Origin of the sequence: Glycomyces artemisiae (assembly GCF_003002955.1) — a bacterium.
In the GTDB taxonomy this organism is placed as follows: domain Bacteria; phylum Actinomycetota; class Actinomycetes; order Mycobacteriales; family Micromonosporaceae; genus Glycomyces; species Glycomyces artemisiae.
This window is the reverse complement of sequence record NZ_PVTJ01000001.1, coordinates 431,283-457,974: the sequence shown is the minus strand read 5'-3', so window position 1 is coordinate 457,974 and position 26,692 is coordinate 431,283. Positions and strand designations below refer to the sequence as shown.

Sequence of the window (26,692 nt, the reverse complement as noted above, 5' to 3'; positions counted from 1 at the left end):
ACGCATGCGTACAACCCTCCGGCAGCTCGGCACCGACACCGGATACCTCCTGTCGATGTTCTTCATCGCCCTGCCCTCGTTCATCATCGGCGTGGTCGGCACCCTCCTCGGGGTCGGCACCGCGGTCATCTGGATCGGCGTGCCCATCGCCGCTGCCACGATGTTCGCGATGCGCGGCATGGCCGCCGCGGGCCGCTCGATGCTCCCCGCGGTGCTGCGCCGGGAGCTCCCGAAGCCGCGCTACAAGCGCGCGCCCGAGGACGCGTCGGCGCTGCGGCGGTTCCTGACCGCGCTCACCGACGGCCAGTCGTGGCTGAACATCCTGTGGGCCGTGACGGTCCTGCCCGTGGCCATCGCCGGGTTCGCGATCGCGATCGTCTGGTGGGCGGTGACGCTCGCGACCCTGACGTGGCCCGCGTGGGGCTGGATCATCATCGCGGCCACCGGCGAGTCGGAGCAGGGCCTCGAATACGCCACCGAGTGGCTCGGCTGGGGCGACTCGTACCTGGCGATGACGGCCGTGTGCTGGATCGCCGCCGCGGTGATGCTCCTGACGATCGTCCCGGTCATCCGCGGCCTGGCTTTCGCCCAGGCCTCGATCGGCCGCGGCATGCTCACCTCGATCAGCGGCCTGCACGAGCGGATCGACCAGCTGGAGGAGTCCCGGGCCGCCGCGACCTCAGCGGAGGCGGACGCGCTGCGGCGCATCGAGCGGGACATCCACGACGGCCCGCAGCAGCGCCTGGTGGGCCTGGGCATGGAGCTCGCCCGCGTCAAGCGCCAGCTCGCCACGAACCCCGAAGCGGCCCAGGAGACCCTGGAGGCCGCGATCGCCCAGACCAGGGAGACCATCGACGAGCTGCGGTCGCTCTCGCGCGGCATCGCGCCGCCGATCCTCACCGACCGGGGCCTGGAGGCGGCGCTCGCGGCCCTCGCGGCGCGCTCGCTCGTGCCGGTGGAGCTGGAGACGGACCTCAACGGCCGGTACAAGGCGGCGGTGGAGAGCACCGTGTACTTCGTGACCGCCGAGTGCCTCACGAACGTGGCCAAGCACTCCCGCGCGACCAAAGCGACCGTGTCGGTCGAGGACTGGGGCGATAGGCTGGTGCTCTCGGTCGGCGACAACGGCGTCGGGGGCGCGCACGTCTCGAAGGGGCACGGGCTCTCGGGCCTCACCGACCGGGTCAAGGCCGTCGAGGGGCAGTGGACCATCGACTCCCCCGACGGCGGTCCCACCGTGATCGTCGTGGAGGTTCCGTGCGTGTAGTGGTCGCCGATGACGCCGTGCTCATCCGTTCCGGGCTGGTGAAGCTCCTGGAGGAGTTCGGGTGCGAGGTCGTCGCCGAAGTGGGCGACGGCGACGCGCTCGTGGAGGCCGTCGCCGAGCACAAGCCGGACGTGTCGGTCGTCGACGTCCGCATGCCCCCGTCGTTCACCGACGAGGGCCTCAGAGCCGCCACGCGCGCCCGGGAGATCGCCCCGGGCGCGCCCGTGCTCATCCTCAGCCAGTACGTCGAGGTGTCCTATGCGGACGACCTCCTGGCGGACGCGCGCGGCGCGGTCGGGTACCTGCTCAAGGAGCGGGTCATCGACATCGAGGACTTCATGGACTCCCTGAAGCGGGTCGCCGCGGGCGGCACCGTGTTCGACCCGGAGGTGGTCTCGCAGCTCATGGTCAGGCGCCGCAAGAACGACCCGGTCGCGACGCTGACGCCGCGCGAGAAGGAGGTCCTGGGCCTCATGGCCGAGGGCCACTCGAACAAGGCGATCGGCAAGAAGCTCTTCATCTCCGACGGCGCGGTCGAGAAGCACATCAGGAACATCTTCACGAAGCTGGCGCTCAGCAGCGAGGACGGCGACCACCACCGCAGGGTGAAGGCGGTCCTGGCGTACCTGCGTTCTTAGAGCTGGAGGAAACCGCGCTCGACGAGCCGGCGGATCACGGGGTAGAGCTGGGCGTACAGCAGCGCCGGCTCCGCCCCGTACGTCTCGGCGAGGAGCTGGACCTGAAGGCGCACTTCGGCTTCACCGTTGCACGCGCCTAGAAATGCGACCACGAGCGGGTCGACCTCCTCGGCGTACCGCATGCCCTCGGCCTGCTGGAGCCACTGCCGGTCGACGTCCCAGCCCTCCTCGCCGACCGCGGCGGTCTGCTGGAGGACGACGCCGTCGGCGACGCGCAGCCGCGACTCCCACAGCGCCTCGGGCTCGATCGCGCTCTCCAGGACCGCGAACCGGTCGGCGATCCGGTCGCTCCACGGGGCCTGGACCGCGTGGCGGGCCTCCTCGCAGACGATCCGGCTGGGGCCGTTGGCCTTCCGCACGGCGATGAAGCCGAAGCCGACGGCCTCGACCTCATTGGCCTCGAACCAGTCGAGCCAGGCCGCGGCCTGCTCGGCGTCGTGGGACTCACCGGAGTCGCGCTGCCAGGTCCGCACGTAGTCGAGCGGGTCGAGCGCCTCGCGTTCGACCGCCCACACGAGTGCGCCCTCGTCGGGGAACCAGCCCGCGACGCGCTCGGTCCAGTCCTCGCCCTTGCGGTGCAGCCAGTTCGCGAGGAACTGCATGGTCCCGCCGGGGTTCAGGAGGTCGACGGAGGCCGCGGCGAGTTCGGCGGCGATGCCGTCGGCCTCGCGGCCGCCGTCGCGGTAGGTCCAGCCGGAGCCGGGCGTGGCGATCACGAACGGCGGGTTCGCGACCACGAGATCGAACGTGCGGCCCGCGACGGGCGCGAGCAGGTCGCCTTGCAGGAGTTCAAGGTCCGCGCCGTTCACGGCCGCGTTCAGGGCCGCGAACGCGAGGGCGCGATCGCTCAGGTCGGTGGCGGCCACGGCAGCGGCGTGGTCGGTCAGGGCGAGCGCCTGGACGCCGCAGCCGGTGCCGAGGTCGAGGGCGCTCGCGACGGGGTCGCGGAGCGTCAGGTCGAGGAGGAGCTTCGAGGCGCCGCCGACGCCGAGCACGTGATCGGGGCCGCGCCCGCCTGTGGTGTTGGGGCGCTGGTCGGAGAACAGGAGCCGGTCGCCTTCGAACTGGGCGCCCCAGTCGGCGATGACGTCGTAGCCGCCGGGGATCAGCATGCCGCAGCGGACCGCCTCGCCGAGCGTCAAGGGCGCCAGGGCGTTCGAGGCCGCCTCGGCGTCGACCGTGATACCGGCGACGAACAGGCGGGTGAAGACGCCGAGCGGGTCGTCCCCGCACTGGTCGAGAAGGGCCCGGTAGTCGCCGCGGTCGGCGGCGGCCAGGGCTTCCGGGGTGAAACGCGCTGCGAGCGCGGCCCGGCGGAAGCCCCGAAGGGCCTCGCCGAGCCGCGCCGCGGCATCGGTCTGGAGCAGCCGCACTTACGCGCGCGGCTTCTCGCGCATCTCGAAGGCCTCGATGATGTCGCCTTCTTCGATGTTGTTGTAGTTCTTCAAGGTGAAGCCGCACTCGAAGCCCTCGCGGACCTCGTTGGCGTCGTCCTTGAACCGGCGCAGCGACGAGATGGTCGTCTCGGTGACGACCGCGCCGTCGCGCAGGAGGCGGACCTTCGCGTTGCGCTTGATCGAGCCGCTCGTGACGAGCGCGCCGGCGATGTTGCCGAGCTTCGACGAGCGGAACACCTCGCGGATCTCGGCCGAACCGAGCGCCGCTTCCTCGTACTCGGGCTTGAGCATGCCCTTGAGCGCGGTCTCGATCTCCTCGATCGCCTGGTAGATGACCGTGTAGTACCGGACGTCCACGCCTTCGCGCTCGGCCATGTCGCGGACGCGACCCTCGGCGCGAACGTTGAACGCGATGATCGTCGCGGACTCGCCGTCGCCCGCCGCGGCGAGGTTGACGTCCGACTCCGTGATCGGGCCGACGCCGCGGTGGATGACCTGGAGGTGCACTTCCTCCGGGATCTCCAGGGCGACCAGGGCCTCTTCGAGGGCCTCGACCGAACCGGCGCCGTCGCCCTTGATGATGAGCGAGAGCGTGGTCCGCTCGCCTTCGGCGATCTTGTCCATGAGGTTCTCGAGCGTGGTGCGCGAGACGCGGGACGCCTGCTGGGCCGCCCGGCGGCGCGCCTGGCGCTGCTCGGCGATCTGGCGGACCGTGCGGTCGTCGTCGGCGGCGAGGAACACGTCCCCCGCCATCGGGACGGACGCGAGGCCCTGCACCTGCACCGGGAACGACGGGGTCGCCTCGGTGACCTTGGTGCCGTCGGCGTCGTGCATCGCACGGACGCGGCCGTGGGCCCCGCCCGCCACGATCGAGTCGCCGACCCGCAGCGTGCCCTTCTGGACCAGGACCGTCGCGACCGGGCCGCGGCCCTTGTCGAGGTGCGCCTCGATCGCGATGCCCTGCGCGTTGCCGGTCTCCGAAGCCTCCAGCTCCAGGGACGCGTCGGCGGTCAGGAGCACCGCTTCGAGCAGGTCCGAGATGCCGATGCGCGGCTTGGCGGCCACGTCGACGAACATGGTCTGCCCGCCGTACTCCTCGGCGACCAGGCCGTACTCGGTCAGCTGCTGGCGGACCTTGGCCGGGTTCGCGTCGGGCAGGTCGACCTTGTTGACCGCGACCACGACCGGGGCGCCGGCGGCGCTGGCGTGGTTCAGGGCCTCGATCGTCTGCGGCATGACGCCGTCGTCGGCCGCGACCACGAGCACCACGATGTCCGTGACGTTCGCGCCTCGGGCGCGCATGGCGGTGAACGCCTCGTGGCCCGGGGTGTCGATGAAGGTGATCGCGCGGTCTTCGCCCTCGTGCTCGACGTGCACCTGGTACGCGCCGATGTGCTGGGTGATGCCGCCCGCCTCGCCCGCCACGACGTTCGTGTGGCGGATCGCGTCGAGGAGCTTCGTCTTACCGTGGTCGACGTGGCCCATGACCGTGACGACCGGGGGACGCGGGACGAAGTCGTCCTTGTCCTCGGCGTCGAGGTCGATGCCGAACTGCGACAGCAGCTCGCGGTCCTCCTCCTCGGGGGACACGATCTTGATGTCCCAGTCGAGGTGGGCGCCGAGGAGCTCGAAGGTCTCCTCCGACACGGACTGCGTCGCGGTCACCATCTCGCCCAAGGAGAACAGCTCCTGGACGAGGGTGCCCGGCAGGGTGCCGATCTTGTCGGCGAAGTCGGAGAGCGACGCGCCGCGGGCGAGGCGAATGGTCTCGCCGTTCCCTCGGGGCGCGCCCGACTGCATCCTCGGCGCTGCGAGGTTGTCGAACTCCTGGCGCCGCTGGCGACGCGACTTGCGGGACTTGCCGCGGGGTCCGCCGCGGCCGAACGCGCCCGCGGCACCGCCGCCGCGCGCCTTGCCGCCGCCGCCCGCGCGACCGCCGCCGCCCCGGTACGGAGCCGGCGCGCCGGTCGAAGGACCGGAACCGCCCGCACCGCCCGCGGCACCGCCGCCGCCGGAACCGCCGAAGTTGCCGCGGTAGTTGCCGCCGCCCCCGCCGGGACGACCGCCGCCGCCACCGGGGCGACCGGCACCCGCACCTGCACCGCGACCGCCGCCGCGGCCCCCGCGGGGACCGCCGTCACGACCGCCGCCGGCAGGGCGGCCGGGCATCATGCCCGGGTTCGGGCGCGGAGGCATCATGCGCGGGCTCGGACGGGGACCGCCCGGGCGCTCGCCGCCGCCGTCCGCGGGACGCGGCTTCGCGGCGGGCGTGCCGCCGCCGACGCCGAACGGGTTCTTGGGGCCGGGCTTCGGCGCACCCGGACGGGCCGCCGGGGCCGGAGCGGGCTTGGGGCCCGGCTTCGGCGCCGCCGCGGCGCGCTTGGCGGCCTCGGCCTGCTCCTGCTGGCGCTTGAGCAGCTCCTCGGCGCGCTTCTGCTCCGCGGCCACCTCGATGTCGCGGGCGGACGCGGGCTTGATCTCGGGCTGGGCCGGAGCGGCCGGGGCCTTCGGGCCCGGCTTCGGCGCCGCCGCGGCGGGCGCGCCCGGCTTCGGGGCGGCCTTCTTCGCGGCCTTCTTGGCCACGGACTCGACCTTCGCGTCGACCTTGGCCTGCATGATCTTGGACGGGCTCGGCGCGGCCGGGCGCGGCTTGGAGGCCGCCGCCGACTTCGCGGGCTCGGGCGTCGGGGATTCACTCTTCCCGGCCGACGCTGCCGGGGCGCCCTGTGCGGCGTCGTACTCCTGCCGCAGCCGACGCGCCACCGGCGCTTCGACCGTGCTCGACGCTGACTTCACGAACTCGCCCATGTCGCCCAGGCGCGAGAGCAGTTCCTTGCTCGTCGTGCCCAGTTCCTTGGCAAGTTCATGTACGCGGGGCTTTGCTGCCACTGCACTCCTCACATTCGAGGCCGTACGGGCAGCGCCCGCCGACCTCAGCCTTCCACTGACAACCAGTTCATCGGGAGAACTTCATCGCGTGGTCTTCATTCGGTCTCTACCTGCTTTTCGTGTGCGGGAGCCGGCCTCTCGGCCGACTCCGACTCGACAAGGGCTCGCACCGCGGCGACGTCCACCGTTCCTTCAATCCTGAGGGCCCTGGCGAACGCACGCTTACGAACTGCCTGGTCAAGGCAGTTCGAAGAGTGGTGCACATGGGCTCCGCGGCCGCTGAGGCGGCGCTGCGGGTCCGGAACCAGGCGGTTCTGGGAACCCTCAGAGCGTCGGACGACGACGCGCAGCAGCTCGGAAGCGGAAGCACGTCTGCGGCATCCCACACAGGTGCGGACTACCGCTGCGTCACGTTGCGATCCGTTAATAAGTCTACCTCCCGGAGCGGCGGCCGCCACCGGCCGGGCCGGTCTCCTCCTTCGTGCCGCCGGACACGTGCGCGTCCGACTTGATGTCGATCCGCCAACCGGTGAGCCTGGCCGCAAGGCGCGCGTTCTGCCCTTCGCGGCCGATCGCCAGCGAAAGCTGATAGTCGGGCACGATCACCTCAGTGGACCGCGTGGACTCGTCCACCACCCGCACCGACAGGGTCTTCGCCGGGGAGAGCGCGTTCGCGACGAACTGCGCCGGGTCGGCGCTCCAGTCGACGATGTCGATCTTCTCGCCGCCCAGTTCGCTCATGACCGCGCGCACCCGCGAGCCCATGGGGCCGATGCACGCGCCCTTCGCGTTGACGTCCTTCGTTGTGGCGCGCACCGCGATCTTGGAGCGGTGACCGGCCTCACGTGCGATCGCCGGGATCTCCACCGCGCCCTCGTCGATCTCGGGGACCTCGAACGCGAACAGCTTCTTGACCAGGGCCGGGTGCGTGCGGGAGAGGGTGATCTGGGGTCCGCGGGCCGTCCGGTTCACCTGGATCACGATGGCGCGGATGCGCTTCCCGTGCTCGTAGGACTCGCCGGGCACCTGCTCGTTCAACGGGAGCGTCGCCTCGATCTTGCCGAGGTCCACGGTGACGATGCCGCGCTCGTTGCGCTCCCCGTGGGCCTGGACGACACCGGTGACGATGTCGCCCTCCTTGCCGGAGTACTCCCCGTAGTTGACCTCGTCGGCCGCCTCGCGCAGCCGCTGGAGGATGACCTGCTTCGCCGTCTGGGCGGCGATGCGGCCGAAGCCCTCGGGAGTGTCGTCGCGCTCGGAGACGAGCTCGTCCTCCTCGTTCAACACTGGCACCAAGACATTCGCGATTCCGCTGTCGCGGTTGACCACGACTCGTGCGCGCTCATCGGCCCCGGGGGTGTGCTTGTAGGCGGTCAGCAGCGCCGATTCGATAGCGCCGAGGATTGTCTCGAAAGGGATGTCGCGCTCGCGTTCCAGCGACCGCAGCGCGGCCAGGTCGATATGCACCCGTTCTCCTTAAGTCTTGAGTTGTCCTCACCGCGGCCGTTCAAGGCGTGCGAGCCGGTGGCGTCGCCTTCGGACGCTCATCGCAGCTCGATCTGCACCTTGCCGGGCCCCAGCTCGGCATAGGTGGCCGAGCGGCGCACGCCGTCGGCCTCTAGTTCAATCCCCCGCTCGCTGGCATCCGCGATCCGCCCTTTCACGGGCTCCTCCCCGATGTTCACGGCTACCAAGCGCCCAATATTACGCCGCCAGTGCCGGGGCTCGGTCAGCGGACGGTCGACCCCCGGCGACGACACTTCCAGGGTATATGCGGTGTCCGCGAAGGGTCCTCCCGTGGAGTCGGCCTCGTCCAGGGCCTTCGAGCACGCTTTCGAGACAACGGCCACATCGTCCAGACTGATTCCGCCGTCCTTGTCCACAAGGACCCTGACGAGCAGGCGCCGCCCGGCCTTCGTCACCGTCAGCCCCTCCAGGTCGTAGCCCGCGGCGGACACCGCCGGGGACAGGATCGACTCCACTTCGGCACGCTGCTCGGATCCCATGCGCACTCCTCTCCTATCGCCTATTTCGCCGAGATTAACCGCCCGGAGTCAGAATGGAAAGGCAGCCTGGGAAACTGGGTGTGTGTTCACGACCCGACGCGGACTCCTGATAGGCGCGGCCGTCCTCACGGCCGCGGGCTGCACCGGTCAGACCGGCCAGATCACCACCGCAGACGCCGACCTCACCGCCGCGCTCCGCACCGCGCGCGCCCTCGCGCAAGGAGCAGAAGCCCTGGGATACAACGAGATCGCCGAGGACCACCGCACCCACGCGGCGACGCTGGAGCGGCTGCTGCGCCCGAACGCGATCGCCGAGGACGAGACCGCGGCGCCCGCCGACGCGGCCGCGCTCGCCGACGCCGAGACCGCCGGGAGCGCCGAGGCCGCCGAGGCGTGCATGACGACCGAGTCCGACTACGCCGTGCTCTTCGGCGAGATCGCCGCCTCCCGCGCGGCCCACGCGGCGGTGATCGCGTGACCGCGATCGACACCGGCCTCGCCGCCGAGTACGCCGCGATCTACGCCTACGGGGCCGCCGCCGTGCACCTCGACGGCGACCCGCGCTCGCAGGCCGAGGCCCTCGAATCGGAGCACCGGTCCCGGCGCGACGTGCTGCTGGACCACTACGCGGCCGCGGGCGCCGACGCGCCTCCGCCCGAGTCGGCCTACGACGTCGGCGTCATCGGCGACGCGGCCGCCGCGCAGGACCTGCTGACCACCGTGGAGGAGAGCGTCGCCGCCACCTGGCGGGCCGGCCTCGCCGCGACCGACCCGGACGAGCGGCAGTTGTGCCTCGACATGTACTCGGCCGCGGCCGTCGCACTCGCGCGGTGGCGGCTCGCCGTCGGCCAGCCCGTCGCCGACCCGTGGCCCGGACGGCCCGAGTAACCCGCTGACCTGGGGCGACACACAGAAGCCATACCGCGTATCCATCATTTGCATACCCGCTATACCCTACTGAGTATCTCTTCACGGTGAAGAGTGTCCCCAGCGATGCGAGGTTGCACATGAGTGTCAAGCACAGCCTCCTGGCGCTGCTCGAACGCGGACCGGCCTACGGCTACCAGCTCCGCTCCGCGTTCGAGAGCGCCACCGGCAACACCTGGCCGCTCAACATCGGCCAGGTCTACACCACCCTCAACCGGCTCGAACGCGACCAGCTCGTCGAGGCCCTGCCCGAGAACGACTCCGGCCAGCGCCCCTACCGGATCACCGCCTCCGGGCGCCGCCACCTCGCGGGGTGGTTCGCCTCCCCCGTGCAGGCCGCCGACCGGCCCCGCGACGAGCTCACGATCAAGCTCGCCCTGGCCGTCACCACGCCCGGCGTCGACGTCGCCGACGTCATCCAGCGGCAGCGGACGGCCACTCTCCGCCTCCTTCAGGAGTACACCCGGCTCAAGGCCGCCGAGGAGCAGCCCGAGCTGGCGTGGCGCCTGGTCCTGGAGTCGATGATCTTCCGCGCCGAGGCCGAGATCAGGTGGCTCGACCACACCGAGGCCGTCGTGGCCCGCACCGTCCGGCCCGAGCCCCGCCCCTTCCCCCAGCACGCCGACGAGACCGAGACCCAAGCCCTCCAAGAGAAGCGGTGACCCACCCCATGTCCGTTCTGCAACTCCAGCGGGTCACCCGCGTCCACGGCGACGGCGAGAACGCCGTCAACGCCCTCGTCGACACCGACCTCGCCATCGAGGCCGGCGAGCTCGTCGCCATCATGGGCCCCTCCGGCTCGGGCAAGTCCACCCTCCTCAACCTCGCCGGGGGCCTGGACGCGCCCACCTCCGGCGCGGTCCTCGTCGAGGGCACCGTCCTCGCGACCCTGAACAAGAAGAAGCTCGCCGCGCTGCGCCGCCGCAGCGTCGGCTACGTGTTCCAGGACTACAACCTGGTCCCCAGCCTCACCGCCGCCGAGAACGCGGCCCTGCCGCTCGAACTCGACGGCATGTCCGCGGGCAGGGCCCGCACGCTCGCGCACGCCGCGCTCGAAGAGGTCGGCCTCGACGCCAAGCAGGGCGACCGGTTCCCCGACGAGCTCTCGGGCGGCCAGGCGCAGCGCGTCGCCATCGCCCGCGCCCTCATCGGCGACCGGCGCCTCGTCCTCGCCGACGAGCCCACCGGCGCGCTCGACTCCGTCACCGGCGAGGAGGTCCTCAAGCTCCTGCGCCGCCGCTGCGACGAGGGCGCCGCCGGGCTCCTGGTCACCCACGACGCCCGGCACGCCGGGTGGGCCGACCGCGTCGTGTTCCTGCGCGACGGCCGCGTCGTCGACTCCTCCGCGCCGCTCGCGGACGCCGAGACCCTCCTCGAAGGGGCCCAGTGATGTTCGCGAGCCAGCGACTCGCCTTCCGCATCGCCCGCCGCGAGGCGTGGCGATACAAGGGACGGTCGGCCCTGTCGATCGCCCTCCTGGGCCTGCCCCTGCTCGGCGCCGCCCTCGCCGCCAGCGCGTACGACACCGCGGACCTCGACGACGCGGAGACCGCCGCGCAGGTCCTCGGCGAGAACGAGGCGTACATCGAGTTCGCCACCCCCGGGGTGCCGCTGGAGCAGCAGAGCTGGAACAGCACCTGGCCCGCGTTCGAGATGGACTGGGAGGACCCGGGCCGCGCGGTCACCGACCAGGAGATCCTGGCGTCGCTGCCGGTCGGTTCCTGGATCGCGCCGTACTCGGTGTCCGCCGGCTCGGGCGAGTCCGCGACCGTGGCGACCCCCGACGGGTTCGGGCAGATCTACACCTTCGGATACAACCTCGGCGACGGGACCTACGAGGACGCCGGGCTCGTGTACCGCGAGGGGTCGGCGCCGGGCCGCGGCGAGGTCGTCCTCAGCACCGCCGCCGCCGAGTACCTCGGCCTGGGGGTCGGGGACGACCTGACGGTCGAGGAGGGCGCCGGCACGGGCGACCACGAGGTGAGCGGCATCGTCGAGTTCCCGTCGGACCTCAACGGGCGCTTCGCGATCGGCGGGATGTTCGCGCCCCAGGCCAGCGGCTGGCTGGTCGACACCCCCGAACCGCTCACGATGGACGACGCGCTCGCGCTGAACGAGCTGGGGATGACGGTCTGGTCCCAGTCGCTCCTGGACACCCCGGCCACCGGCGACTACGCGACCATGGAGGTCGCGATGGAGGAGTCGGAGCTGGCGATCTACGGGCTCATCGTGGTCATCGTCGTCATGGAGGTCGTGCTCCTGGCCGGGCCCGCGTTCGCGATCAGCGCGCGGCGGCGCACCCGCGAGTTCGCGCTCATGAGCGCGAACGGGGCGACCCCGGCGCAGATCCGCACCGTCGTGCTCGCCGGGGGCGTGCTCTTCGGGGTGCTCGCGGCGGTCGCGGCCATCGCGCTCGGCGTGGCCGCGGTCTGGGCCGGGATGCCGCTGCTGGAGCAGTTCGTCGGGCACCGCAGCGCGGGGCTGCGGGTGCTCCCGGCGATCCAGGCCGCGCTGGTGGGCGTCGCGCTCGCCACGGGGCTGCTGTCGGCGCTCGCCGCGGCGATCAGCGCGTCCCGCGTCAACGTCGTGGAGGCGCTGACGGGGCGGGCGGGCCGCCGCAAGGGCTCGAAGAAGTGGCTGTTCGGCGGGCTCGCGGTCTTGGCCGCGGGCATCGCGGCGGGCATCGCCGGCGTCTACCTCTGGATCATGCCGCTGATGGCGGGCGCGATCGTGCTGGCGCAGCTGGGCCTCGTCGCGTGCACTCCGGCGCTGCTGTCATGGGCGTCGAAGCTCGGGAAGTGGCTGCCGCTGGCGCCGCGGATGGCGCTGCGGGAGGCGGGGCGCAACCGCGGCTCCGCGGCCCCGGCCATCGCGGCGGTGCTCGGCGTGGTCGCGGCGGGCATGGCGTTCTCGATGATCGTGACCGCGGACTCGGTGCGGCAGTTGGAGACCCAGGAGAACCTGCTCCCGCAGGACTCCATGACCCTGACGCTGTACGACTTCAGCGAGGAGCAGGACGCGAGCAAGGTCGACTGGGAGGCCGCGGAAGCGGAGGCCGAGCCGATCCTGGAAGGGGAGCTCGGGCCCGTGGACCTGGTGCCGGTGGACACGTACTCGACGCCGATGAACTGCGGCCTGCCCGTCGACCCTGACGACGAGCGGTCCACCGAGTGCCACTGGAACATGGTCAGGCCCGAGGAGAACGTCTGCTCGTACTGGACCGCGGACACCTCCACCCAGGAGCTGGACCGGGCGGCCGTGGAGGCCGCGCGGGAGGACCCGAACTGCGACGAGACGCCCAACGACCTGTGGGGCAGCCTCGACAGCGTGGTGGGCTCGACGGACCCGCACATCGTGGCGACCTACACCGGGCTCGAAGGCGAGGAGCTGGACCGGGCGGTCGCGGTGCTCGAAGACGGCGGGGTCCTGGTGGCCGACCGCCTGTCGATCACCGACGACGGGATGGTGACCCTGGAGAAGACCCTCTCGTACTACGACGAGACCGGCGTGGAGCTCGAAGAGGACCAGGAGACCTCCGAGATCCAGGTGCCCGCGATGTACGTCGAGAAGGGCGAGCTGGGCTACAACCGGCTCTTCCTGGGCCCGGCCGCGGCCGAGCTCATGGGCCTGGAGTCGGGCGTGTGGGGCCACGAGTACCTGGTGGAGGGCGGCGAGGTCGACCAGGCCGCGGCCGAGGCCCTCATGCAGGACTTCAGCCAGGAGCTGGCCGACGGCCAGGTGTTCGCGAGCTTCAACTACGTCGACTACACGGACGACTTCATGTTCTACTTCACGATCGCCGTGACGGGCCTGTGCGCGCTGGTCGCGCTGGGCGCGACGGCGGTGTCGACGGGCCTGATCATCGCGGAGCAGCGCAAGGACATGGCGACGCTCGGCGCGGTCGGCGCGGCGCCGGGGCTGCGCAAGCGGTTCGCCATGTGGCAGACGGTGGTGATCGCGCTGTTCGGCGCGGGGCTGGGCACGGTGGCGGGCGTGATCGGGTACGCGGTGATCCGCGAGGCCCTGAACCGGCCGCTCCAGTGGAACTACCCGTTCGAGACGCTGTACGGCTGGGAGCTGCCGTGGACGAGCTTCGCGATCATGCTGCTGGCGGTGCCGCTGGCCGCCGCCGCGGGGGCGCTGCTGTTCACGAAGGCGACGCTGCCGAGCGAGCGCCGGATCACCTAGGAGTGCAAGGGAAGTGAGGGGCCCGGTCGCGATGTCACGGCCGGGCCCTCCGCTACGCCTGTCCCGCGGGGGTCCCGGCGGGGGCGCCCTCGGTGGGGAGGGTGAGGATCTCGTAGCCGTCGCCGGTGACCAGGAGGGTGTGCTCGAACTGGGCGGACCACTTGCGGTCCTTGGTGACGGCGGTCCAGCCGTCGTCCCACATGTCGTGGTCGGCGGTGCCGAGGTTGATCATCGGCTCGATGGTGAAGGTCATGCCGGTCTCGATCTCGACGGTGAGCCCGGGGTTGTCGTAGTGGGGCACGTAGAGGCCGGAGTGGAACGCGGTGCCGATGCCGTGGCCGGTGAACTGGCGGACCACGCCGTACCCGAAGCGGGAGGCGTACGCCTCGATGACCTTGCCGACGACGTTGAGCTGGCGGCCGGGCTTGACGGCCCTGATGCCGCGCCAGGTGGCCTTCCAGGTGCGCTCGACGAGGTCGCGGGCCTCCTGGGAGACGTCCCCGGCGAGGAACGTGGCGTTGCAGTCGCCGTGGACGCCGCCGATGAAGGCGGTGATGTCGACGTTGACGATGTCGCCGTCGCGGATCACGGTGGAGTCGGGGATGCCGTGGCAGATGACCTCGTTGAGCGAGGTGCAGCAGGACTTGGTGAAGCCGCGGTAGCCGAGCGTCGAGGGGTAGGCGCCCAGGTCGCACAGGTACTCGTGGACGACGGCGTCGATCCGGTCGGTGGTGGCGCCCGGGACGGCGGCCTTCCCGGCCTCCACGAGCGCGTCGGCGGCGATGCGGCCCGCGACGCGCATCTTCGCGATCGTCTCGGCGTCCTTCACCTCGGTGCCGGTGAACGGCGCCGGGCCGGGCTTCCCGACGTACTCGGGGCGGCTGATCGACTCGGGGACGCTCCGGCGGGGACTCTGCTTTCCGGGGCGCAGGGCGGGACGGGAACTCATCGGCACATGCTAGCCGCGTGGGGCGCGGGACCTGCGGGGCGGCTGTTGCACCGTTACGGAGACGACGCGGAAAAGTGCGGTTCGCGACGAGAAAACCTCTTGCGTTTCGAGTCCCGAATGGGCATCCTGAGGGCACCGGTCCGCTCCTTGAGCAGGCCGGACCCCGCGAGGACTCTCTCCTACCGAGCCGACGCGGGGCGCTGCTCCCGCGGTAGTTCCGCCGTCCGGTTCCGACCGGGGCGGCGGTGTACGACACCTCCCGCGGTCGAGCGCCCCGCCTGTCCAACCCAGGCGGCGTGCAGTCGCCCTGCGTCGGCTCACCACTCCCCGCGAACGCCGAAGGCCCGCGTCCCCCCGTCAGGGGCGCGGGCCTTTCGGACGAAGCGGCTAGGCCGCTTCGAGCTCCTTCGTGGGCGCCTCGGCGTCGGCGTCCGCCGCCGCGGCAGCGGCCGCCTCGGGGGCCGTGACCTCCTGCGCGAGCCGCTCCCACAGCATCCCGCCGGAGTGCGCGAGGGCGCCGATGATCGAGGGCACGAACGGGAGCACCCAGTCGGCGAGGAACCCGGTGTGCGGCATGTTGAGCACCAGCATCGCCGAGCCCGCGCACAGCAGGCCCTGGAGGGTGCCGCGCCAGGCCGCGCGGGTGCCGTCGATGACGGCCTCGCGCCGCTCGGTCGCCGGGTCGTGGAACTCCGAGAGCCCCGCGGCGTCGCGGCGGCCGAGGTAGGCGCCGACGACCGCCTGGACCGCCGTGCCCGCCACGACCGCGGCGAGGAGCGTGTTCTTCGTGACGACGTAGATCAGCGCGAACAGCAGCCCGCCGCCGAGGAGCGTCAGGACGCCCCGGATCCAGTCGACCTTCTCGCCGGGGTACCAGTAGTACTTGGTGACGCCCTCGGATATCTGGCGCTCGATCTTGCCCATGTCGATGGCTCCCCTTCCACGGGTGCATGCACGACAGTCATTATGCGTGGCGCCCCGGGGCGGGCAGGCGGAATCCCCCGAGTCACCAATGTGGAATTCTGCACACGATGAGCGGGATGTCCGGTTCGCACCCGGCGTGAACTGCCGCTGTACTCCAGCGTAGGGAACCGTCCCGATGTCGGGAGTCGGCCATCCGACACTCAGTGGACCTTGACGACCGGTCCCGCGAGCTCCTTCAGTTCGTCGGGGAGGTCGGCGCCCATCTCCTCGGCGAGGCGCACGGCCTCCTCGATGAGCACCTCCACGATCTGCGACTCGGGCACGGTGCGGATGACCTCGCCCTTGACGAAGATCTGGCCCTTGCCGTTGCCGCTCGCGACGCCCAGGTCGGCCTCGCGGGCCTCGCCGGGGCCGTTCACGACGCAGCCCATGACGGCCACGCGCAGCGGGACCGGCAGCCCTTCGAGCCCGGCCGTGACCTGCTCGGCGAGGGTGTACACGTCGACCTGCGCGCGCCCGCACGAGGGGCACGAGACGATCTCCAGGCCGCGCTCGCGCAGGCCCAGGGACTCCAGGATCTGGTTGCCGACCTTGACCTCCTCGACCGGCGGGGCCGAGAGCGAGACGCGGATGGTGTCGCCGATGCCCTCCGACAGGAGCGCGCCGAACGCCGCGGCGGACTTGATCGTCCCCTGGAACGCGGGCCCGGCCTCGGTGACGCCCAGGTGCAGCGGGTACTCGCACTGCTCGGAGAGCAGGCGGTAGGCCTTGACCATGACGACCGGGTCGTTGTGCTTGACCGAGATCTTGATGTCGCGGAAGTCGTGCTCCTCGAACAGCGACGCCTCCCACAGCGCCGACTCGACGAGGGCCTCCGGCGTGGCCTTCCCGTACTTCTGGAGGAGGCGCTTGTCGAGCGAACCGGCGTTGACGCCGATGCGGATCGGCGTCCCGGCGTCCTTGGCGGCCTTGGCGATCTCGCCGACCTTGTCGTCGAACTGCTTGATGTTCCCCGGGTTGACGCGCACGGCCGCGCAGCCCGCGTCGATCGCGGCGAACACGTACTTCGGCTGGAAGTGGATGTCGGCGATCACCGGGATCTGCGACTGCTTCGCGATGACCTTGAGCGCGTCGGCGTCGTCCTGCGTCGGGCACGCGACCCGCACGATCTGGCAGCCCGCGGCGGTCAGCTCCGCGATCTGCTGGAGCGTCGGGCCGATGTCGGAGGTCCGGGTCGTGGTCATCGACTGGACGCTGATCGGGGCGCCGCCGCCGACGAGCACGCCGCCGACGTTGAGCTGGCGGGTCGTCCGGCGGGGCGCCAGGGGCTCGATCTCGTGATCGTGGCGCTTGGTGGGGATACCGAGGTTCACTGCGGTCATAGAGCTAGTCTCCACCCAGATTCGCTGGTCAGTTGAAGATAGTGATCGGGTTGACGATGTCGGCGGTGATGGTGAGCAGCATGAAGCCGCCCAGGAGGACGATCACAGCGTAGGTCAGCGGCATCAGCTTCAAGTAGTCCACTCGGCCCGGGTCGGGCCTGCCCCGCTTGGCGGCCACCCACGACCGGAACTTCTCGTACCAGGCGATGGCGATGTGTCCGCCGTCCATCGGCAGCAGCGGCAGCAGGTTGAACACGCCGATGAAGTAGTTCAGGACCACCAGCAGCATGAAGAACATCGCCCACTGGTCGTACTGGACCATCTCGCCGCCCAGGCGGGAGGCGCCCACGACGCTCACGGGCGTGTCCTCGGAGCGCTCCTCCCCCATGATCGCGTCCCACAGCGGCGGGATCTTCGAGGGCAGCTGGCCGAGCGCGACGAACGTCTCGCGGAACATGTCGCCGGTGTAGGAGACGGTCTCGCCGATCCCGGCGATCGGGCCCGCGCCCTCGGCGGTGTACGGGATGGCGGGGTCGACGTAGACGATGACGCCAAGGCGCGCAACGGTCTCGACGGTGCCGTCCTCGTTCTCGGCCTCGGCGGCGTACGGGGTGACCTCGACGGTCTTCTCCGTGCCCTCGTGGTCGACCGTGACTGCGACGGCCTCGCCCGGCTTCAGGTCGGAGACGGTGGCGATGAGCGAGTCCCAATTGTCAACGGCGGTCCCGCCGACGTTCACGATCTCGTCGCCGTCCTCGATCCCCGCGGTGTACGCGGGGCCCTCGATCTGGCCCTCGGCGCAGTCCCCGGCGGTGCCCGAGTCAGGGTCCGAGGTGACGACGCACGGGGCGACCGCGACCGCGACGTTCTTCTCCGATTCACTCTGGGCCGCGGCGTACGCGGGGTTGACACCGATCCCGACGAAGGCGACCAGGATCCACAGGACGACGAAACCGAGGATGAAGTGGGTGACCGAGCCCGCGGCGAGCACGATCGTGCGCTGCCACAGCGGCTTGCGCCAGAAGACCCGCTTCTGGTCCTTCTCGTCGAGGTCTTCCTCCTCCTCTTCGAGGGGGGTCATGCCGACGATCTTGACGAAGCCGCCGAGCGGGACGCCCTTGACGCCGTACTCCGTCTCGCCCTTGCGGAAGGACCACAGGGTCGGCCCGAAGCCCACGAAGTAGCGGGTCACCTTCATGCCGAACGCCTTCGCGGTGAGCATGTGCCCGAACTCGTGGAGGCTCACGGAGATGAGGATCGCCAGCGCGAACAGGGCGATCCCGGTGATATAGGCGGCCAATGCAGCTCCTTCTAACGCTCGGACGCGTCCAAGACTAGCCGTCGGGCGCTCGACCTCGCCCAGTTCTCCGCTTCGAGGACGTCGGCGACACTCGCGGGCTTGCCGAACTCGGGGGCGGCGTCGAGGACCCGCGCGATCGTGTCGACGATGCCGAGGAACGGGAGGCGCCCGTCGCGGAACGCCGCGACGGCTTCTTCGTTGGCGGCGTTGTAGACCGCGGGGCTCAGGCCGCCCGCGCGGCCGGCGTCCTTGGCGAGGGCGACGGCGGGGAACGCGGTCGCGTCGAGGGGCTCGAAGTGCCAGTCGGCGTCCTGCGTCCAGTCGACGGGCCGGGCGGCGCCGGGGAGGCGGTCGGGCCAGGCGAGGGCGTGGCCGATGGGCAGGCGCATGTCCGGCGGGGAGGCCTGGGCGATGGTGGAGCCGTCGGTGAACTCGACCATGGAGTGGATCACCGACTGGGGGTGGACGACCACGTCGATGTCGTCGTAGCCGATGCCGAACAGCTCGTGCGCCTCGATGACTTCGAGGGCCTTGTTGACCATGGTCGCGGAGTTGATGGTGACGACCGGGCCCATGGCCCACGTGGGGTGGGCGAGGGCCTGCTCGACGGTGACGTCGGCGAGCTCGTCGCGGGTGCGGCCTCGGAAGGGCCCGCCGGAGGCGGTGAGCACGAGCTTGGCGACGCGTTCGGGAGTCCCGGAGCGCAGGCACTGGGCGAGCGCGGAGTGCTCGGAGTCGACGGGCACGAGCTGGCCGGGGGCGGCGGCCGCGGCGACGAGGGGGCCCCCGGCGACGAGGGACTCCTTGTTGGCAAGGGCCACTTGGCGTCCCGCTTCGAGAGCGGCGAGGGTCGGGGCGAGGCCGATGGAGCCGTTGATGCCGTTGAGGACCGTGTGGGCCTGCCAGGCGGCGATCTCGGTCATGGCGTTCGGTCCGGCGATGAGCTTCGGCATCTTGAAGCCCCCTGTATCCCAGGAGCGCTCCTTCGCGGCGGCGAACAGGCGCAGCTGGACCGCTTCGAGGGCGGTCGCGTCGGCGACGGCGACGGCCTCGACGCCGAGTTCGACGGCCTGCTCGGCGAGGAGCGCGGGGTTGGACCCGCCCGCGCCGATCGCGGTCACGCGGAAGCGGTCGGGATTGGCGCGGACGATGTCGATGGCCTGGGTGCCGATGGAGCCGGTGGACCCCAGGAGCACGATCTCGCGCTGCTCTACATTCGCGGCTGTCACGCGGCCATTATCCGCTAGCGGAAAACGACCGTGGAGTGGCCGTTGAGCAGAATCCTCTGATCGAGGTGGGCGGCGAGGCCGCGGGCGAGGCAGGTCGATTCGAGGTCGCGCCCGGCGGAGACGAAGTCCTCGGGGGTCATCGCGTGGTCGACGCGGGCGACCTCCTGGTCGATGATGGGGCCCTCGTCGAGGTCGGAGGTGACGTAGTGGCAGGTCGCGCCGATGAGCTTGACGCCGCGGGCGTGGGCCTGGTGGTAGGGGCGGGCGCCCTTGAAGCTCGGCAGGAACGAGTGGTGGATGTTGAGGATGCGGCCGGGGAGCTTCGCGCAGAACTCGGGCGAGAGGATCTGCATGTAGCGGGCCAGGACCACGACGTCGATCCGCTCGGCCTCGATGAGGTCGAGGATCTCCTGCTCCTGGGCCGCTTTGCCGCCGGGGCCGACGGGCAGGTGGTGGAAGGGGACGCCGGAGGACGCGGCGAGGTCGGCCCAGTCGGGGTGGTTGGAGACGACCGCGGCGGCCTCGCCGTGGAGGGCGCCGATGCGGAAGCGGTAGAGCAGGTCGTTCAGGCAGTGGCCCTGCTTGGAGGCCATGATGAGGACGCGGGGCTTGACGGCCCGGTCGGTGAGCTGCCAGTCCATGTCGAACTCGCGGGCGATCTCGGCGAATTCCACGGCCAGCTCGTCCCGCTCGTGCTCGGTCCTGAACTCCACGCGCATGAAGAAGCGGCCTGATCCGTGCTCGGAGAACTGCTGGGAGTCCTCGATGTTCGCGTCGCGGCGGGTGAGGAACCCGGAGACGGCGTACACGATGCCGAGGCGGTCGGGGCACGAGAGTGTGAGCACGAACTGGCTGGTCATCGGTCCAATGATACCCGTGCGGCATGCGGGAGGGGACGGGCGCGGCCCGTCCCCTCGCGTCGTGCGGTGCTAGAGGCGCTTAAGCGCCGATGGCGGTGTTGACCTGCTCGATGAACGACGCGGTCGACTCCTCGACCGTGGCGCTGCCGAACAGCAGGCCCTCGTAGACGCCGCGCATGATGTCCGCGGCGGCGCCGGAGCCGACCGGCGGGACCGCGGGCCCCTCGGCGAGGTCCGGGGTGATCGCCGCGATGAAGTCCGCGCCGAGCTTCTGGTCCGGCGGGAGCTGCGGGAGGATCCGCTCGCGCTGGGCGATGTTGGCCGGCAGGCCGCGGTCGCCGAGCATGAGGTCCAGGGACTCGTCGCTGTTGAGCAGGAAGTCGATGAGCTTGCCCGCCGCCGCCTGGTCGGAGGTGGTGCGCGCGGCGGACCAGAACATGGCCGACTTCAGGAACAGGCCGGGCTGGCTGCCGGTGAACTCCCCCGGCGGGCGCAGCAGGACGAGGTCGGAGCCGAGGACGGTCTGGATCGCGCCGATCTGGTTGGTCCAGTAGAACTCCGAGACGCCGGTGCCGGTCGCCAGCGGCGACTGGTCCTGGCCCGCGGCCGCGTATTCGACGATCTTCGAGGACTCGGGGATGCCCCCGGCCGCCTGGAGGTCGAGGACCATCTGCCACCACTCGTTCATGGTGGCCTCGGTGAAGCCGAGCGTGCCGTCGTCGGTGTAGAGGCTCTCGCCCTTCTGGCGGGCGAACACGTTGAACAGCGACTCGTTGCTCAGCGACAGGCCGGAGCTGCCGATCGCGTCGCCCTTGGACGAGAGGTCGGCGGTCCAGGCGAGGAAGTCCTCCCAGCTCCAGGCGGTGTCGTCGGGCATGGCGACGCCCGCGGCCTCGACCAGCGCCGGGTTGACCAGGAGCGCGAACGCGTTGACGCCGGTGGGGATGCCGTAGGTCTTGCCGTCGAACTGCCCGGTCTTGAGGGTGGCGTCCTCGATGTTCGACAGGTCGATGTCGAGCTCTTCGAGGGCCAGGAGGGCGTTCTTGTCCGCGTAGTCGCGCAGGTAGCGGTCGTCCTGCTGGAGCACGTCGGGGGCGTTGTTGCCCGAGACGGAGACGTTCAGGGCGTCCCAGTAGGCGTCGAACTCGTTGGGGCTGGGCTTGATCGTGACGCCCTCGTTCTTGGCGAGGAAGGCGTCGATGATCTGCTGGGTGTACTCGTGGCGGGGGTCGGAGCCCCACCACCAGAAGTCCAGCTCGCCGTCGCCTTCGTCGGCGCCGCCGCCGCCGTTGCCGCAGGCCGCGAGGAGGGGTGCGGCCGCAGCGCCGAAGATCCCGGCCTTGGCGAGCGTCCTCCGCGAGACGCCCGAGGGGTTGGGTTTGCGCATGCTTCGGTCCTTTCAGGACTGTGTGAGGGAATGTATGCCGGATGTTACTTGATGCCGGTTGTGGCGATGCCCCGGACGAGGTACCGCTGGCCGGCGAGGAAGAACCCGAAGATCGGGCCCAGTGCGACGATCGACATCGCGAACAGGGCGCCCCAGTTGGTGGTGCCCGTGGAGTCCATGAACAGGCGCAGCGCCAGGGGCACGGTCTGGAGGTCCACGTCGCGCAGGTAGATCAGCTGCGAGTAGAAGTCGTTCCACGTCCAGATGAACGTGAAGATGGCGGTCGTCGCGAGCGCGGGCATGCACAGCGGCATGATGATCCGCAGGTAGGTGCCCCAGTAGCCGCAGCCGTCGATCGAGGCGGCCTCGTCGAGTTCGCGCGGCAGGCCGCGGATGAACTGGACCATGAGGAACACGAAGAACGCGTCGGTGGCGAGGAGTTTGGGGACGATGAGCGGCCAGAACGTGTCGACCCAGCCGAGGTTGTTGAACAGGATGTACTGCGGGATGATCACCACGTGGATCGGCAGCATGATGGTCCCGAGCATGATGGCGAACATCATGCCGCGCAACGGGAACCGCAGCCGCGCGAAGGCGTAGGCGGCCATCGAGCAGGACACCAGGTTCCCGACGATGGAGCCGGCCACGATGACCATCGAGTTCCAGATGTACTTCTCGAACGGGTGCGGCAGGGCGTTCCAGCCCTCGGAGTAGTTGGACCACTCCCAGGTCGAGGGGATCAGGCCGGGGTCGGTGAAGATCTCGTCGATGGGCTTGAAGCTGGCGGAGAGCATCCACAGCAGCGGGTAGATCATGACCATCGCGGCGACGGTCAGGAGCAGGTGGAAGACGAAGCGGCGCAGGCCGGTCGCGGCGCCGCGCTCACGGCGGCGGGCCGGGGCGGCGGGGAGCGTCGTCGTCTCAGTCGTTGTCGCCATAGAACACCCAGAATTTCGACATCAGGAAGTTGAGCGCGGTGAAGATCGCGATGATCGCGAGCAGGAGCCAGGCGATCGCGGAGGCGTAGCCCATGTCGAACTGGGTGAAGCCCTGGTCGTAGAGGTACAGCGTCAGGAACATCGTGGAGTCCGCCGGGCCGCCCTTGCCGCTGGAGATGATGAACGCCTGCGTGAAGGACTGGAACGAGTTGATGATCTGGAGCACCAGGTTGAAGAAGATGATGGGCGTCAGGAGCGGGATCGTCACGCTGAAGAAGCGGCGCACCGGTCCGGCGCCGTCCACTTTGGCCGCCTCGTAGTACATGGTGGGGATCTGGCGCAGTCCCGCGAGGAAGATGATCATCGGCGAGCCGAACGTCCACACGTGCAGGATGATCAGGGTGCCGAGGGCGTAGTCGGGGTGGGAGACCCAGCCCTCGCCCTGGATGCCGAACATCGCCAGCAGCTGGTTGACCAGGCCCTCGGTGCCGAAGATCTGGCGCCACATGATGGCGATCGCCACCGAACCGCCGAGCAGCGAGGGCAGGTAGAACACCGAGCGGTAGAAGCTCATCCCGCGCAGGCCCCGGTCGAGGACGATCGCGAGCAGGAGCGCGGCGGCGAGCTGGAGCGGCACCGACACGAACGTGTAGACCGCGGTGACCTTGACGGCGTTGGCGAGCCGCGGGTCGTCGAGCATCCGGGCGTAGTTCTCGCCGCCGACCCATTCGCCGTAGCCGAGGCTGTAGTCGGTGAACGAGAGGTAGAACGAGGCGACCATGGGCCCGATGGTGATGGCGAGCAGGCCGATGATCCACGGGGACATGAAGCTCAGGGCGGCCCAGCGTTCGCGCGTGCGGATCGTCCCGCGGCCCTTGTTCGGGGCCGGGGGCGGCGCGGGCGCGGCGGTCTCGGGCGGTGGGCCCGAGCTGCGCTGCTTCGGGCGCACCACAGCGACATCGTTGTCGGTCATAGGGTATTGGGACCTTTCGGAGGGGGTTGGCTCCTAGATCACATCAATCTATGCAACCGCTTGCCTAAAGTCAATGGCTCAACTTAAATTCTTGGATATTGTTCGGACGGGCGCCCTGGTCGGGCCGCATACCGGGACGCGCCGGGAACGCGCCACTCCCGCAACGGAACGGGCCCGCCCGGATCGCTCCGGACGGGCCCCTGGTTCCCGGTGTGCAGATTCGGTCGGCGCTCAGACCTTGACGGGCGTGCGCTCCTCGGCCGCGGGGGCCTCGTCGGACTCCTTGATGCCGTACTTGGCGTACAGGCGCCCCAGCGGGCCGGGGACCCACCAGTTGGCGCGGCCCAGCAGGCGCATCGTCGCGGGGACGAGGAGCATCCGGACCACGGTGGCGTCCAGCAGGATCGCCACGGCCATGCCGAGGCCGATCATCTTCATGAACGTGATGCCGCTGAACGCGAACGCGCCGACCACGACGATGAGGATCGCCGCCGCGGCGGTGATGATCGAGCCCGTCGACTGCATGCCGCGCAGGACGGCGGTCCGGTTGTCGGCCCCGCGGTCCCACTCCTCGCGCACCCGCGACAGCAGGAACACCTCGTAGTCGGTGGCGAGCGCGAACAGCAGCGCGATCATGAGCAGCAGGTTCGACGGGTCGATGTAGCCCGAGGGCGTGAAGCCCAGCAGGTCCGAGAGGTGGCCCTCCTGGAAGATCCACACCACGATCCCCAGGGCGGCGCCGAGCGAGACGGCGTTCATCAGGACCGCCTTGATCGGCAGCAGGACCGAGCCGAACGCGAGGAACAGCACCACCATCGTGACGATGACGATGTACCCGAGCATGTACGGCAGGCCCTCGCCGATGGCGTCGAGCATGTCGACCCGGTCGGAGGCGCCGCCGGTGACGTACAGCTCGGCCCCGTCGACCTCGATCGCGCGGGCGTCCTCGATGAGGCCGCGGGCGTCGGCGCTGAACGGGTCGAGGTCGTAGAGGACCTCGAAGAGCGTCGCGTCGGCGGTCGGCTCGGCCGCGGGCCGCACCCCGTCGACGAAGTCGAGCGCTTCGAGCTCGGACTGGACCTCGGCGGCCGCGGCCGCGTCGCCGACCGCCATGACCTGGAAGGTCTCCTCGTCACCGCCGGGGAAGTCGGCGGCGATCGTCTCGGTGACCACGCGGGACTCGGCGTCCTCGGGCATGTCGCGCTCGTCGACGCCGCCGAACTGCATGTCGAGCATGGGGCTCGCCAGGAGCGCCATGAACGCGAGGACGGGGAGCAGGACGAGCACGGGGCGGCGCATGACGCCCGCGGCGAGGCCGTGCCAGAAGCCGGTGTCGGTCTTCGGCGCGGCGTTGCGCCGCCACGGCAGGCGGCCCTTGTCCACGTTGCCGCCCAAGAGGTACAGGACCGCGGGGAGGGCGACGAGCGCGGCGAGCATGGCGACGCCGACGGCCGACATGACGCCGTACGCGATGCCGTGCAGGAACGGCACGTCGACCAGGAGCAGGCCGCCCATCGACAGGACGATGATGAGGCCCGAGACCATGACGGTGCGCCCGGCGGTGGCGACGGTGTTCAGGACGGCGGTGCGCTTGTCGCGGCCCTGCGCGAGTTCTTCCCTGAATCGGCGCAGCACGAACAGCGAGTAGTCGATGGACATGCCGAGGCCGATGATGGTGATGACGTTGGCGGCGAACACGGACACGTCGGTGAACTCGGTGATGACGCGGGTGATCGCGAAGCCGCCGAGGATCGACATGCCGCCGATGAGCAGCGGCAGCGAAGCGGCCACGAGCGCGCCGAAGACCAGGATCATGATGAGCAGCAGGATCGGCATGGAGATCATCTCGGCGATCTCCAGGTCGTGCTGGACCTGCTCGTTCAGGTCGGCGAAGATCGCCGCGCCGCCGCCGAGCCGCACCTCCAGGTCCCCGGTGTCGCCCGCGTCGCGCAGCTCCTGCTCGATGCCGGAGAAGACGCCCGCGCGCTCCTCGTCGGAGGCGCCCGCGAGGGTGACCGGGACGAAGGTGGCGTGCCGGTCCTCGGCGACCCAGCCCTCCTGGCCGGTCTCGTAGTAGGACGCGGCGCTCTCGACCTCGTCGATGCCGTTGATGTCGGCGACCGCGCTCTGCACGGCGTCGGCGAAGGCCGGGTCGTCCACCGTGAGGGTGTCGGAGGAGTACAGGACCACGACCTCGGCGCCGATGGAGCCGAACTCGTCCTCGATCGCCTCGGCATCGACGACGGAGCGGGACTCCTGGGAGACGTACCCGCCGTCGGTGAACTCGTCGAAGACGCCGAGGCCCCAGGTCGCGCCGATGGCGAAGACCGCGAGGACGCCGGCCAGGATCACCCAGCGGGTCTTGATGACCGCCCGGCCTAGCAGGGAATACATGAGGTTTCTCCTATGGGTGTTCAACGGAGAGGGAGGCTGCGACCGCTGGTGCCGAAGCGCGACCCGGCGGTACGATGGTAAGCGTCGATAATTTAGCTAACGCCGTTTACTCTAATGAACGCCCCTCATAGAGTCAACGCCGTTAACTGAATCGTAAACAGAGGAGAGCAGTGACTTCCAACACCGCGGGTGGCCCGACCCGCCGCGAGCGCATGCGGGCGGAGACCATCGCCGAGATCAAGGCGAGCGCCCGGCGCCAGCTCCAGGAGCACGGTCCGAGCGGGATCTCCCTCCGCGCCATCGCACGGGAGGTGGGAGTCACCCCGGCGGCCCTCTACCGGTACTTCGACAACCTCGACGCGCTGCTCGTCGCCATCTGCTGCGACCTCTACGACGAACTTATCGCCGAGACCAGGAAGGCGATGGACGCCTCCCCGCCCGACGCGCACCTCGAACGGATGAAGTCCTGGATCTGGGCGTTCCGGGCCTGGGCCGTGGGCAACCGGCGCGAGTTCGAGCTGATGATCTCCTACCCGGAGTCCAACAGCGCCATGGGGATCAACGGCGTGCGCCTGGAGCAGTCCCCCGAGAACGTCGACCCGGTGACCCTGAAGTCCCTGGAGCACTCGCAGCTGTGCGGGCGCGAGATGGCCGCGTTCTACCGCAAGACCGAGACCGGCGAGCTGCCCGCGGCCGGGCCGGTCGAGATGCCGGAGATCTCCGAGGACCTCCAGCGCGAGCTGACGGACAAGTGCTCGGTGTTCATCGTGGGCGAGCCGCTGCCGCTGTCGTGGATCTTCACGTTCACGTCGGCATGGGTGCGGGTGTTCGGGCTGGTCGTCATGGAGGCGTTCGGGTCCCTGCCGGTGCAGGAGAACATCGACGAGTTCTACAAGACGCAGATCGTGGCGATGATGCACGACTTCGGCATCGAGGGGTAGCGCGAAGGGCCGGAGCGCGATGCGTTCCGGCCCTTGGGTTCTC

The 26,692-nt window shown here is 70.4% G+C and carries 23 protein-coding genes; 8 read left to right on the top strand and 15 right to left on the bottom strand.

Translation table 11 applies throughout. The features are described from left to right. Positions 1 to 4 precede the first annotated feature (4 nt). Both B0I28_RS02110 and B0I28_RS02105 read left to right on the top strand, forming a co-directional pair. Complete coding sequence (locus B0I28_RS02110) at positions 5 to 1,267, top strand: sensor histidine kinase (protein ID WP_106362149.1); 1,263 nt, start codon at positions 5 to 7, stop codon at positions 1,265 to 1,267. Continuing rightward, positions 1,258 to 1,905, top strand: coding sequence for a response regulator (locus B0I28_RS02105; RefSeq protein WP_106362148.1), 648 nt, complete (start codon positions 1,258 to 1,260; stop codon positions 1,903 to 1,905). The genes B0I28_RS02110 and B0I28_RS02105 overlap by 10 nt, the downstream gene beginning before the upstream one ends. On the opposite strand, the gene B0I28_RS02100 is transcribed toward B0I28_RS02105, so the two are convergent. The 5 genes from B0I28_RS02100 to rimP all read right to left on the bottom strand — a co-directional run bounded on the left by B0I28_RS02100 (position 1,902) and on the right by rimP (position 8,257). Continuing rightward, the gene (locus tag B0I28_RS02100; protein ID WP_106362147.1) at positions 1,902 to 3,338 is read right to left on the bottom strand and encodes a DUF7782 domain-containing protein; all 1,437 of its coding nucleotides are present in this window, start codon (positions 3,336 to 3,338) and stop codon (positions 1,902 to 1,904) included. The two genes, B0I28_RS02105 and B0I28_RS02100, sit on opposite strands and share 4 nt — an antisense overlap. Continuing rightward, entirely contained in the window at positions 3,339 to 6,251 is a 2,913-nt protein-coding gene (gene infB / locus B0I28_RS02095) for a translation initiation factor IF-2 (RefSeq protein ID WP_106362146.1), read from the bottom strand. A 95-nt stretch (positions 6,252 to 6,346) separates the two neighbouring features. Further along, complete coding sequence (locus B0I28_RS28410; RefSeq protein WP_342761190.1) at positions 6,347 to 6,637, bottom strand: YlxR family protein; 291 nt, start codon at positions 6,635 to 6,637, stop codon at positions 6,347 to 6,349. Between the two features lie 46 nt (positions 6,638 to 6,683). Next, positions 6,684 to 7,718, bottom strand: a complete 1,035-nt coding sequence (gene nusA, locus B0I28_RS02085; RefSeq protein ID WP_106362145.1) for a transcription termination factor NusA — start codon at positions 7,716 to 7,718, stop codon at positions 6,684 to 6,686. A gap of 77 nt (positions 7,719 to 7,795) precedes the next feature. Beyond that, a complete protein-coding gene (gene rimP / locus B0I28_RS02080; RefSeq protein WP_106362144.1) occupies positions 7,796 to 8,257 on the bottom strand; it encodes a ribosome maturation factor RimP in 462 nt (153 codons plus the stop codon). A gap of 82 nt (positions 8,258 to 8,339) precedes the next feature. On the opposite strand from rimP, the gene B0I28_RS27050 reads away from it, so the two are divergent. From B0I28_RS27050 to B0I28_RS02060, 5 genes are all read left to right on the top strand, one after another. Beyond that, complete coding sequence (locus B0I28_RS27050; RefSeq protein WP_181245604.1) at positions 8,340 to 8,735, top strand: hypothetical protein; 396 nt, start codon at positions 8,340 to 8,342, stop codon at positions 8,733 to 8,735. Next, complete coding sequence (locus B0I28_RS27045; RefSeq protein ID WP_181245603.1) at positions 8,732 to 9,145, top strand: DUF4439 domain-containing protein; 414 nt, start codon at positions 8,732 to 8,734, stop codon at positions 9,143 to 9,145. Before B0I28_RS27050 ends, B0I28_RS27045 begins: the two co-directional genes overlap by 4 nt. A 119-nt stretch (positions 9,146 to 9,264) precedes the next feature. Further along, a complete protein-coding gene (locus tag B0I28_RS02070; RefSeq protein WP_106362142.1) occupies positions 9,265 to 9,846 on the top strand; it encodes a PadR family transcriptional regulator in 582 nt (193 codons plus the stop codon). Between the two features lie 8 nt (positions 9,847 to 9,854). Beyond that, positions 9,855 to 10,574, top strand: a complete 720-nt coding sequence (locus tag B0I28_RS02065) for an ABC transporter ATP-binding protein (RefSeq protein ID WP_106362604.1) — start codon at positions 9,855 to 9,857, stop codon at positions 10,572 to 10,574. Next, positions 10,574 to 13,372: an FtsX-like permease family protein gene (locus B0I28_RS02060; RefSeq protein ID WP_106362141.1), complete on the top strand. Its 2,799-nt coding sequence runs from the start codon at positions 10,574 to 10,576 to the stop codon at positions 13,370 to 13,372. The genes B0I28_RS02065 and B0I28_RS02060 overlap by 1 nt, the downstream gene beginning before the upstream one ends. 52 nt (positions 13,373 to 13,424) lie before the next feature. Here the strand turns inward: B0I28_RS02060 and map are convergent, their stop codons facing one another. From map to B0I28_RS02010, 10 genes are all read right to left on the bottom strand, one after another. Then, on the bottom strand, positions 13,425 to 14,321 hold the full coding sequence (map, locus tag B0I28_RS02055; protein ID WP_106362140.1) for a type I methionyl aminopeptidase: 897 nt from the start codon (positions 14,319 to 14,321) through the stop codon (positions 13,425 to 13,427). 387 nt (positions 14,322 to 14,708) lie between these two features. Then, positions 14,709 to 15,245 carry a hypothetical protein gene (locus B0I28_RS02050; protein ID WP_106362139.1) on the bottom strand — a complete coding sequence of 179 codons (537 nt, stop codon included), beginning with the start codon at positions 15,243 to 15,245 and terminating at the stop codon, positions 14,709 to 14,711. Positions 15,246 to 15,445: 200 nt separating this feature from the next. Beyond that, a complete protein-coding gene (gene ispG / locus B0I28_RS02045; RefSeq protein ID WP_106362138.1) occupies positions 15,446 to 16,627 on the bottom strand; it encodes a flavodoxin-dependent (E)-4-hydroxy-3-methylbut-2-enyl-diphosphate synthase in 1,182 nt (393 codons plus the stop codon). A 28-nt stretch (positions 16,628 to 16,655) separates the two neighbouring features. Then, positions 16,656 to 17,927, bottom strand: coding sequence for a M50 family metallopeptidase (locus B0I28_RS02040; protein WP_106362137.1), 1,272 nt, complete (start codon positions 17,925 to 17,927; stop codon positions 16,656 to 16,658). A gap of 11 nt (positions 17,928 to 17,938) precedes the next feature. After that, positions 17,939 to 19,123, bottom strand: coding sequence for a 1-deoxy-D-xylulose-5-phosphate reductoisomerase (dxr, locus tag B0I28_RS02035; protein ID WP_342761189.1), 1,185 nt, complete (start codon positions 19,121 to 19,123; stop codon positions 17,939 to 17,941). Between the two features lie 47 nt (positions 19,124 to 19,170). Beyond that, positions 19,171 to 20,016: a formyltetrahydrofolate deformylase gene (gene purU, locus B0I28_RS02030; RefSeq protein WP_106362135.1), complete on the bottom strand. Its 846-nt coding sequence runs from the start codon at positions 20,014 to 20,016 to the stop codon at positions 19,171 to 19,173. A 79-nt stretch (positions 20,017 to 20,095) separates the two neighbouring features. After that, positions 20,096 to 21,403, bottom strand: coding sequence for an ABC transporter substrate-binding protein (locus B0I28_RS02025; protein WP_106362134.1), 1,308 nt, complete (start codon positions 21,401 to 21,403; stop codon positions 20,096 to 20,098). A gap of 44 nt (positions 21,404 to 21,447) precedes the next feature. Continuing rightward, positions 21,448 to 22,341: a carbohydrate ABC transporter permease gene (locus B0I28_RS02020; RefSeq protein ID WP_106362133.1), complete on the bottom strand. Its 894-nt coding sequence runs from the start codon at positions 22,339 to 22,341 to the stop codon at positions 21,448 to 21,450. Further along, positions 22,325 to 23,314 (bottom strand): carbohydrate ABC transporter permease, encoded by a 990-nt coding sequence (locus B0I28_RS02015; RefSeq protein WP_106362132.1) that lies wholly within the window; start codon positions 23,312 to 23,314, stop codon positions 22,325 to 22,327. The genes B0I28_RS02020 and B0I28_RS02015 overlap by 17 nt, the downstream gene beginning before the upstream one ends. A gap of 231 nt (positions 23,315 to 23,545) precedes the next feature. Next, complete coding sequence (locus tag B0I28_RS02010; protein WP_106362131.1) at positions 23,546 to 25,708, bottom strand: MMPL family transporter; 2,163 nt, start codon at positions 25,706 to 25,708, stop codon at positions 23,546 to 23,548. 170 nt (positions 25,709 to 25,878) lie between these two features. Between B0I28_RS02010 and B0I28_RS02005 the strand changes: the two genes are divergently transcribed. Beyond that, positions 25,879 to 26,649, top strand: coding sequence for a TetR/AcrR family transcriptional regulator (locus B0I28_RS02005; protein ID WP_106362130.1), 771 nt, complete (start codon positions 25,879 to 25,881; stop codon positions 26,647 to 26,649). The last annotated feature ends 43 nt before the right edge of the window (positions 26,650 to 26,692 follow it).

What these genes read in the sequence shown, in the direction of transcription:
- B0I28_RS02110 (WP_106362149.1), top strand. Translation starts at nt 5, where the DNA reads ATGCGTACAACCCTCCGGCAGCTCGGCACCGACACCGGATACCTCCTG.
- rimP (WP_106362144.1), bottom strand. Translation starts at nt 8,257, where the DNA reads ATGGGATCCGAGCAGCGTGCCGAAGTGGAGTCGATCCTGTCCCCGGCG.
- B0I28_RS02070 (WP_106362142.1), top strand. Translation starts at nt 9,265, where the DNA reads ATGAGTGTCAAGCACAGCCTCCTGGCGCTGCTCGAACGCGGACCGGCC.
- B0I28_RS02065 (WP_106362604.1), top strand. Translation starts at nt 9,855, where the DNA reads ATGTCCGTTCTGCAACTCCAGCGGGTCACCCGCGTCCACGGCGACGGC.
- B0I28_RS02060 (WP_106362141.1), top strand. Translation starts at nt 10,574, where the DNA reads ATGTTCGCGAGCCAGCGACTCGCCTTCCGCATCGCCCGCCGCGAGGCG.
- map (WP_106362140.1), bottom strand. Translation starts at nt 14,321, where the DNA reads ATGAGTTCCCGTCCCGCCCTGCGCCCCGGAAAGCAGAGTCCCCGCCGG.
- B0I28_RS02050 (WP_106362139.1), bottom strand. Translation starts at nt 15,245, where the DNA reads ATGGGCAAGATCGAGCGCCAGATATCCGAGGGCGTCACCAAGTACTAC.
- ispG (WP_106362138.1), bottom strand. Translation starts at nt 16,627, where the DNA reads ATGACCGCAGTGAACCTCGGTATCCCCACCAAGCGCCACGATCACGAG.
- purU (WP_106362135.1), bottom strand. Translation starts at nt 20,016, where the DNA reads ATGACCAGCCAGTTCGTGCTCACACTCTCGTGCCCCGACCGCCTCGGC.
- B0I28_RS02025 (WP_106362134.1), bottom strand. Translation starts at nt 21,403, where the DNA reads ATGCGCAAACCCAACCCCTCGGGCGTCTCGCGGAGGACGCTCGCCAAG.
- B0I28_RS02020 (WP_106362133.1), bottom strand. Translation starts at nt 22,341, where the DNA reads ATGGCGACAACGACTGAGACGACGACGCTCCCCGCCGCCCCGGCCCGC.
- B0I28_RS02015 (WP_106362132.1), bottom strand. Translation starts at nt 23,314, where the DNA reads ATGACCGACAACGATGTCGCTGTGGTGCGCCCGAAGCAGCGCAGCTCG.
- B0I28_RS02010 (WP_106362131.1), bottom strand. Translation starts at nt 25,708, where the DNA reads ATGTATTCCCTGCTAGGCCGGGCGGTCATCAAGACCCGCTGGGTGATC.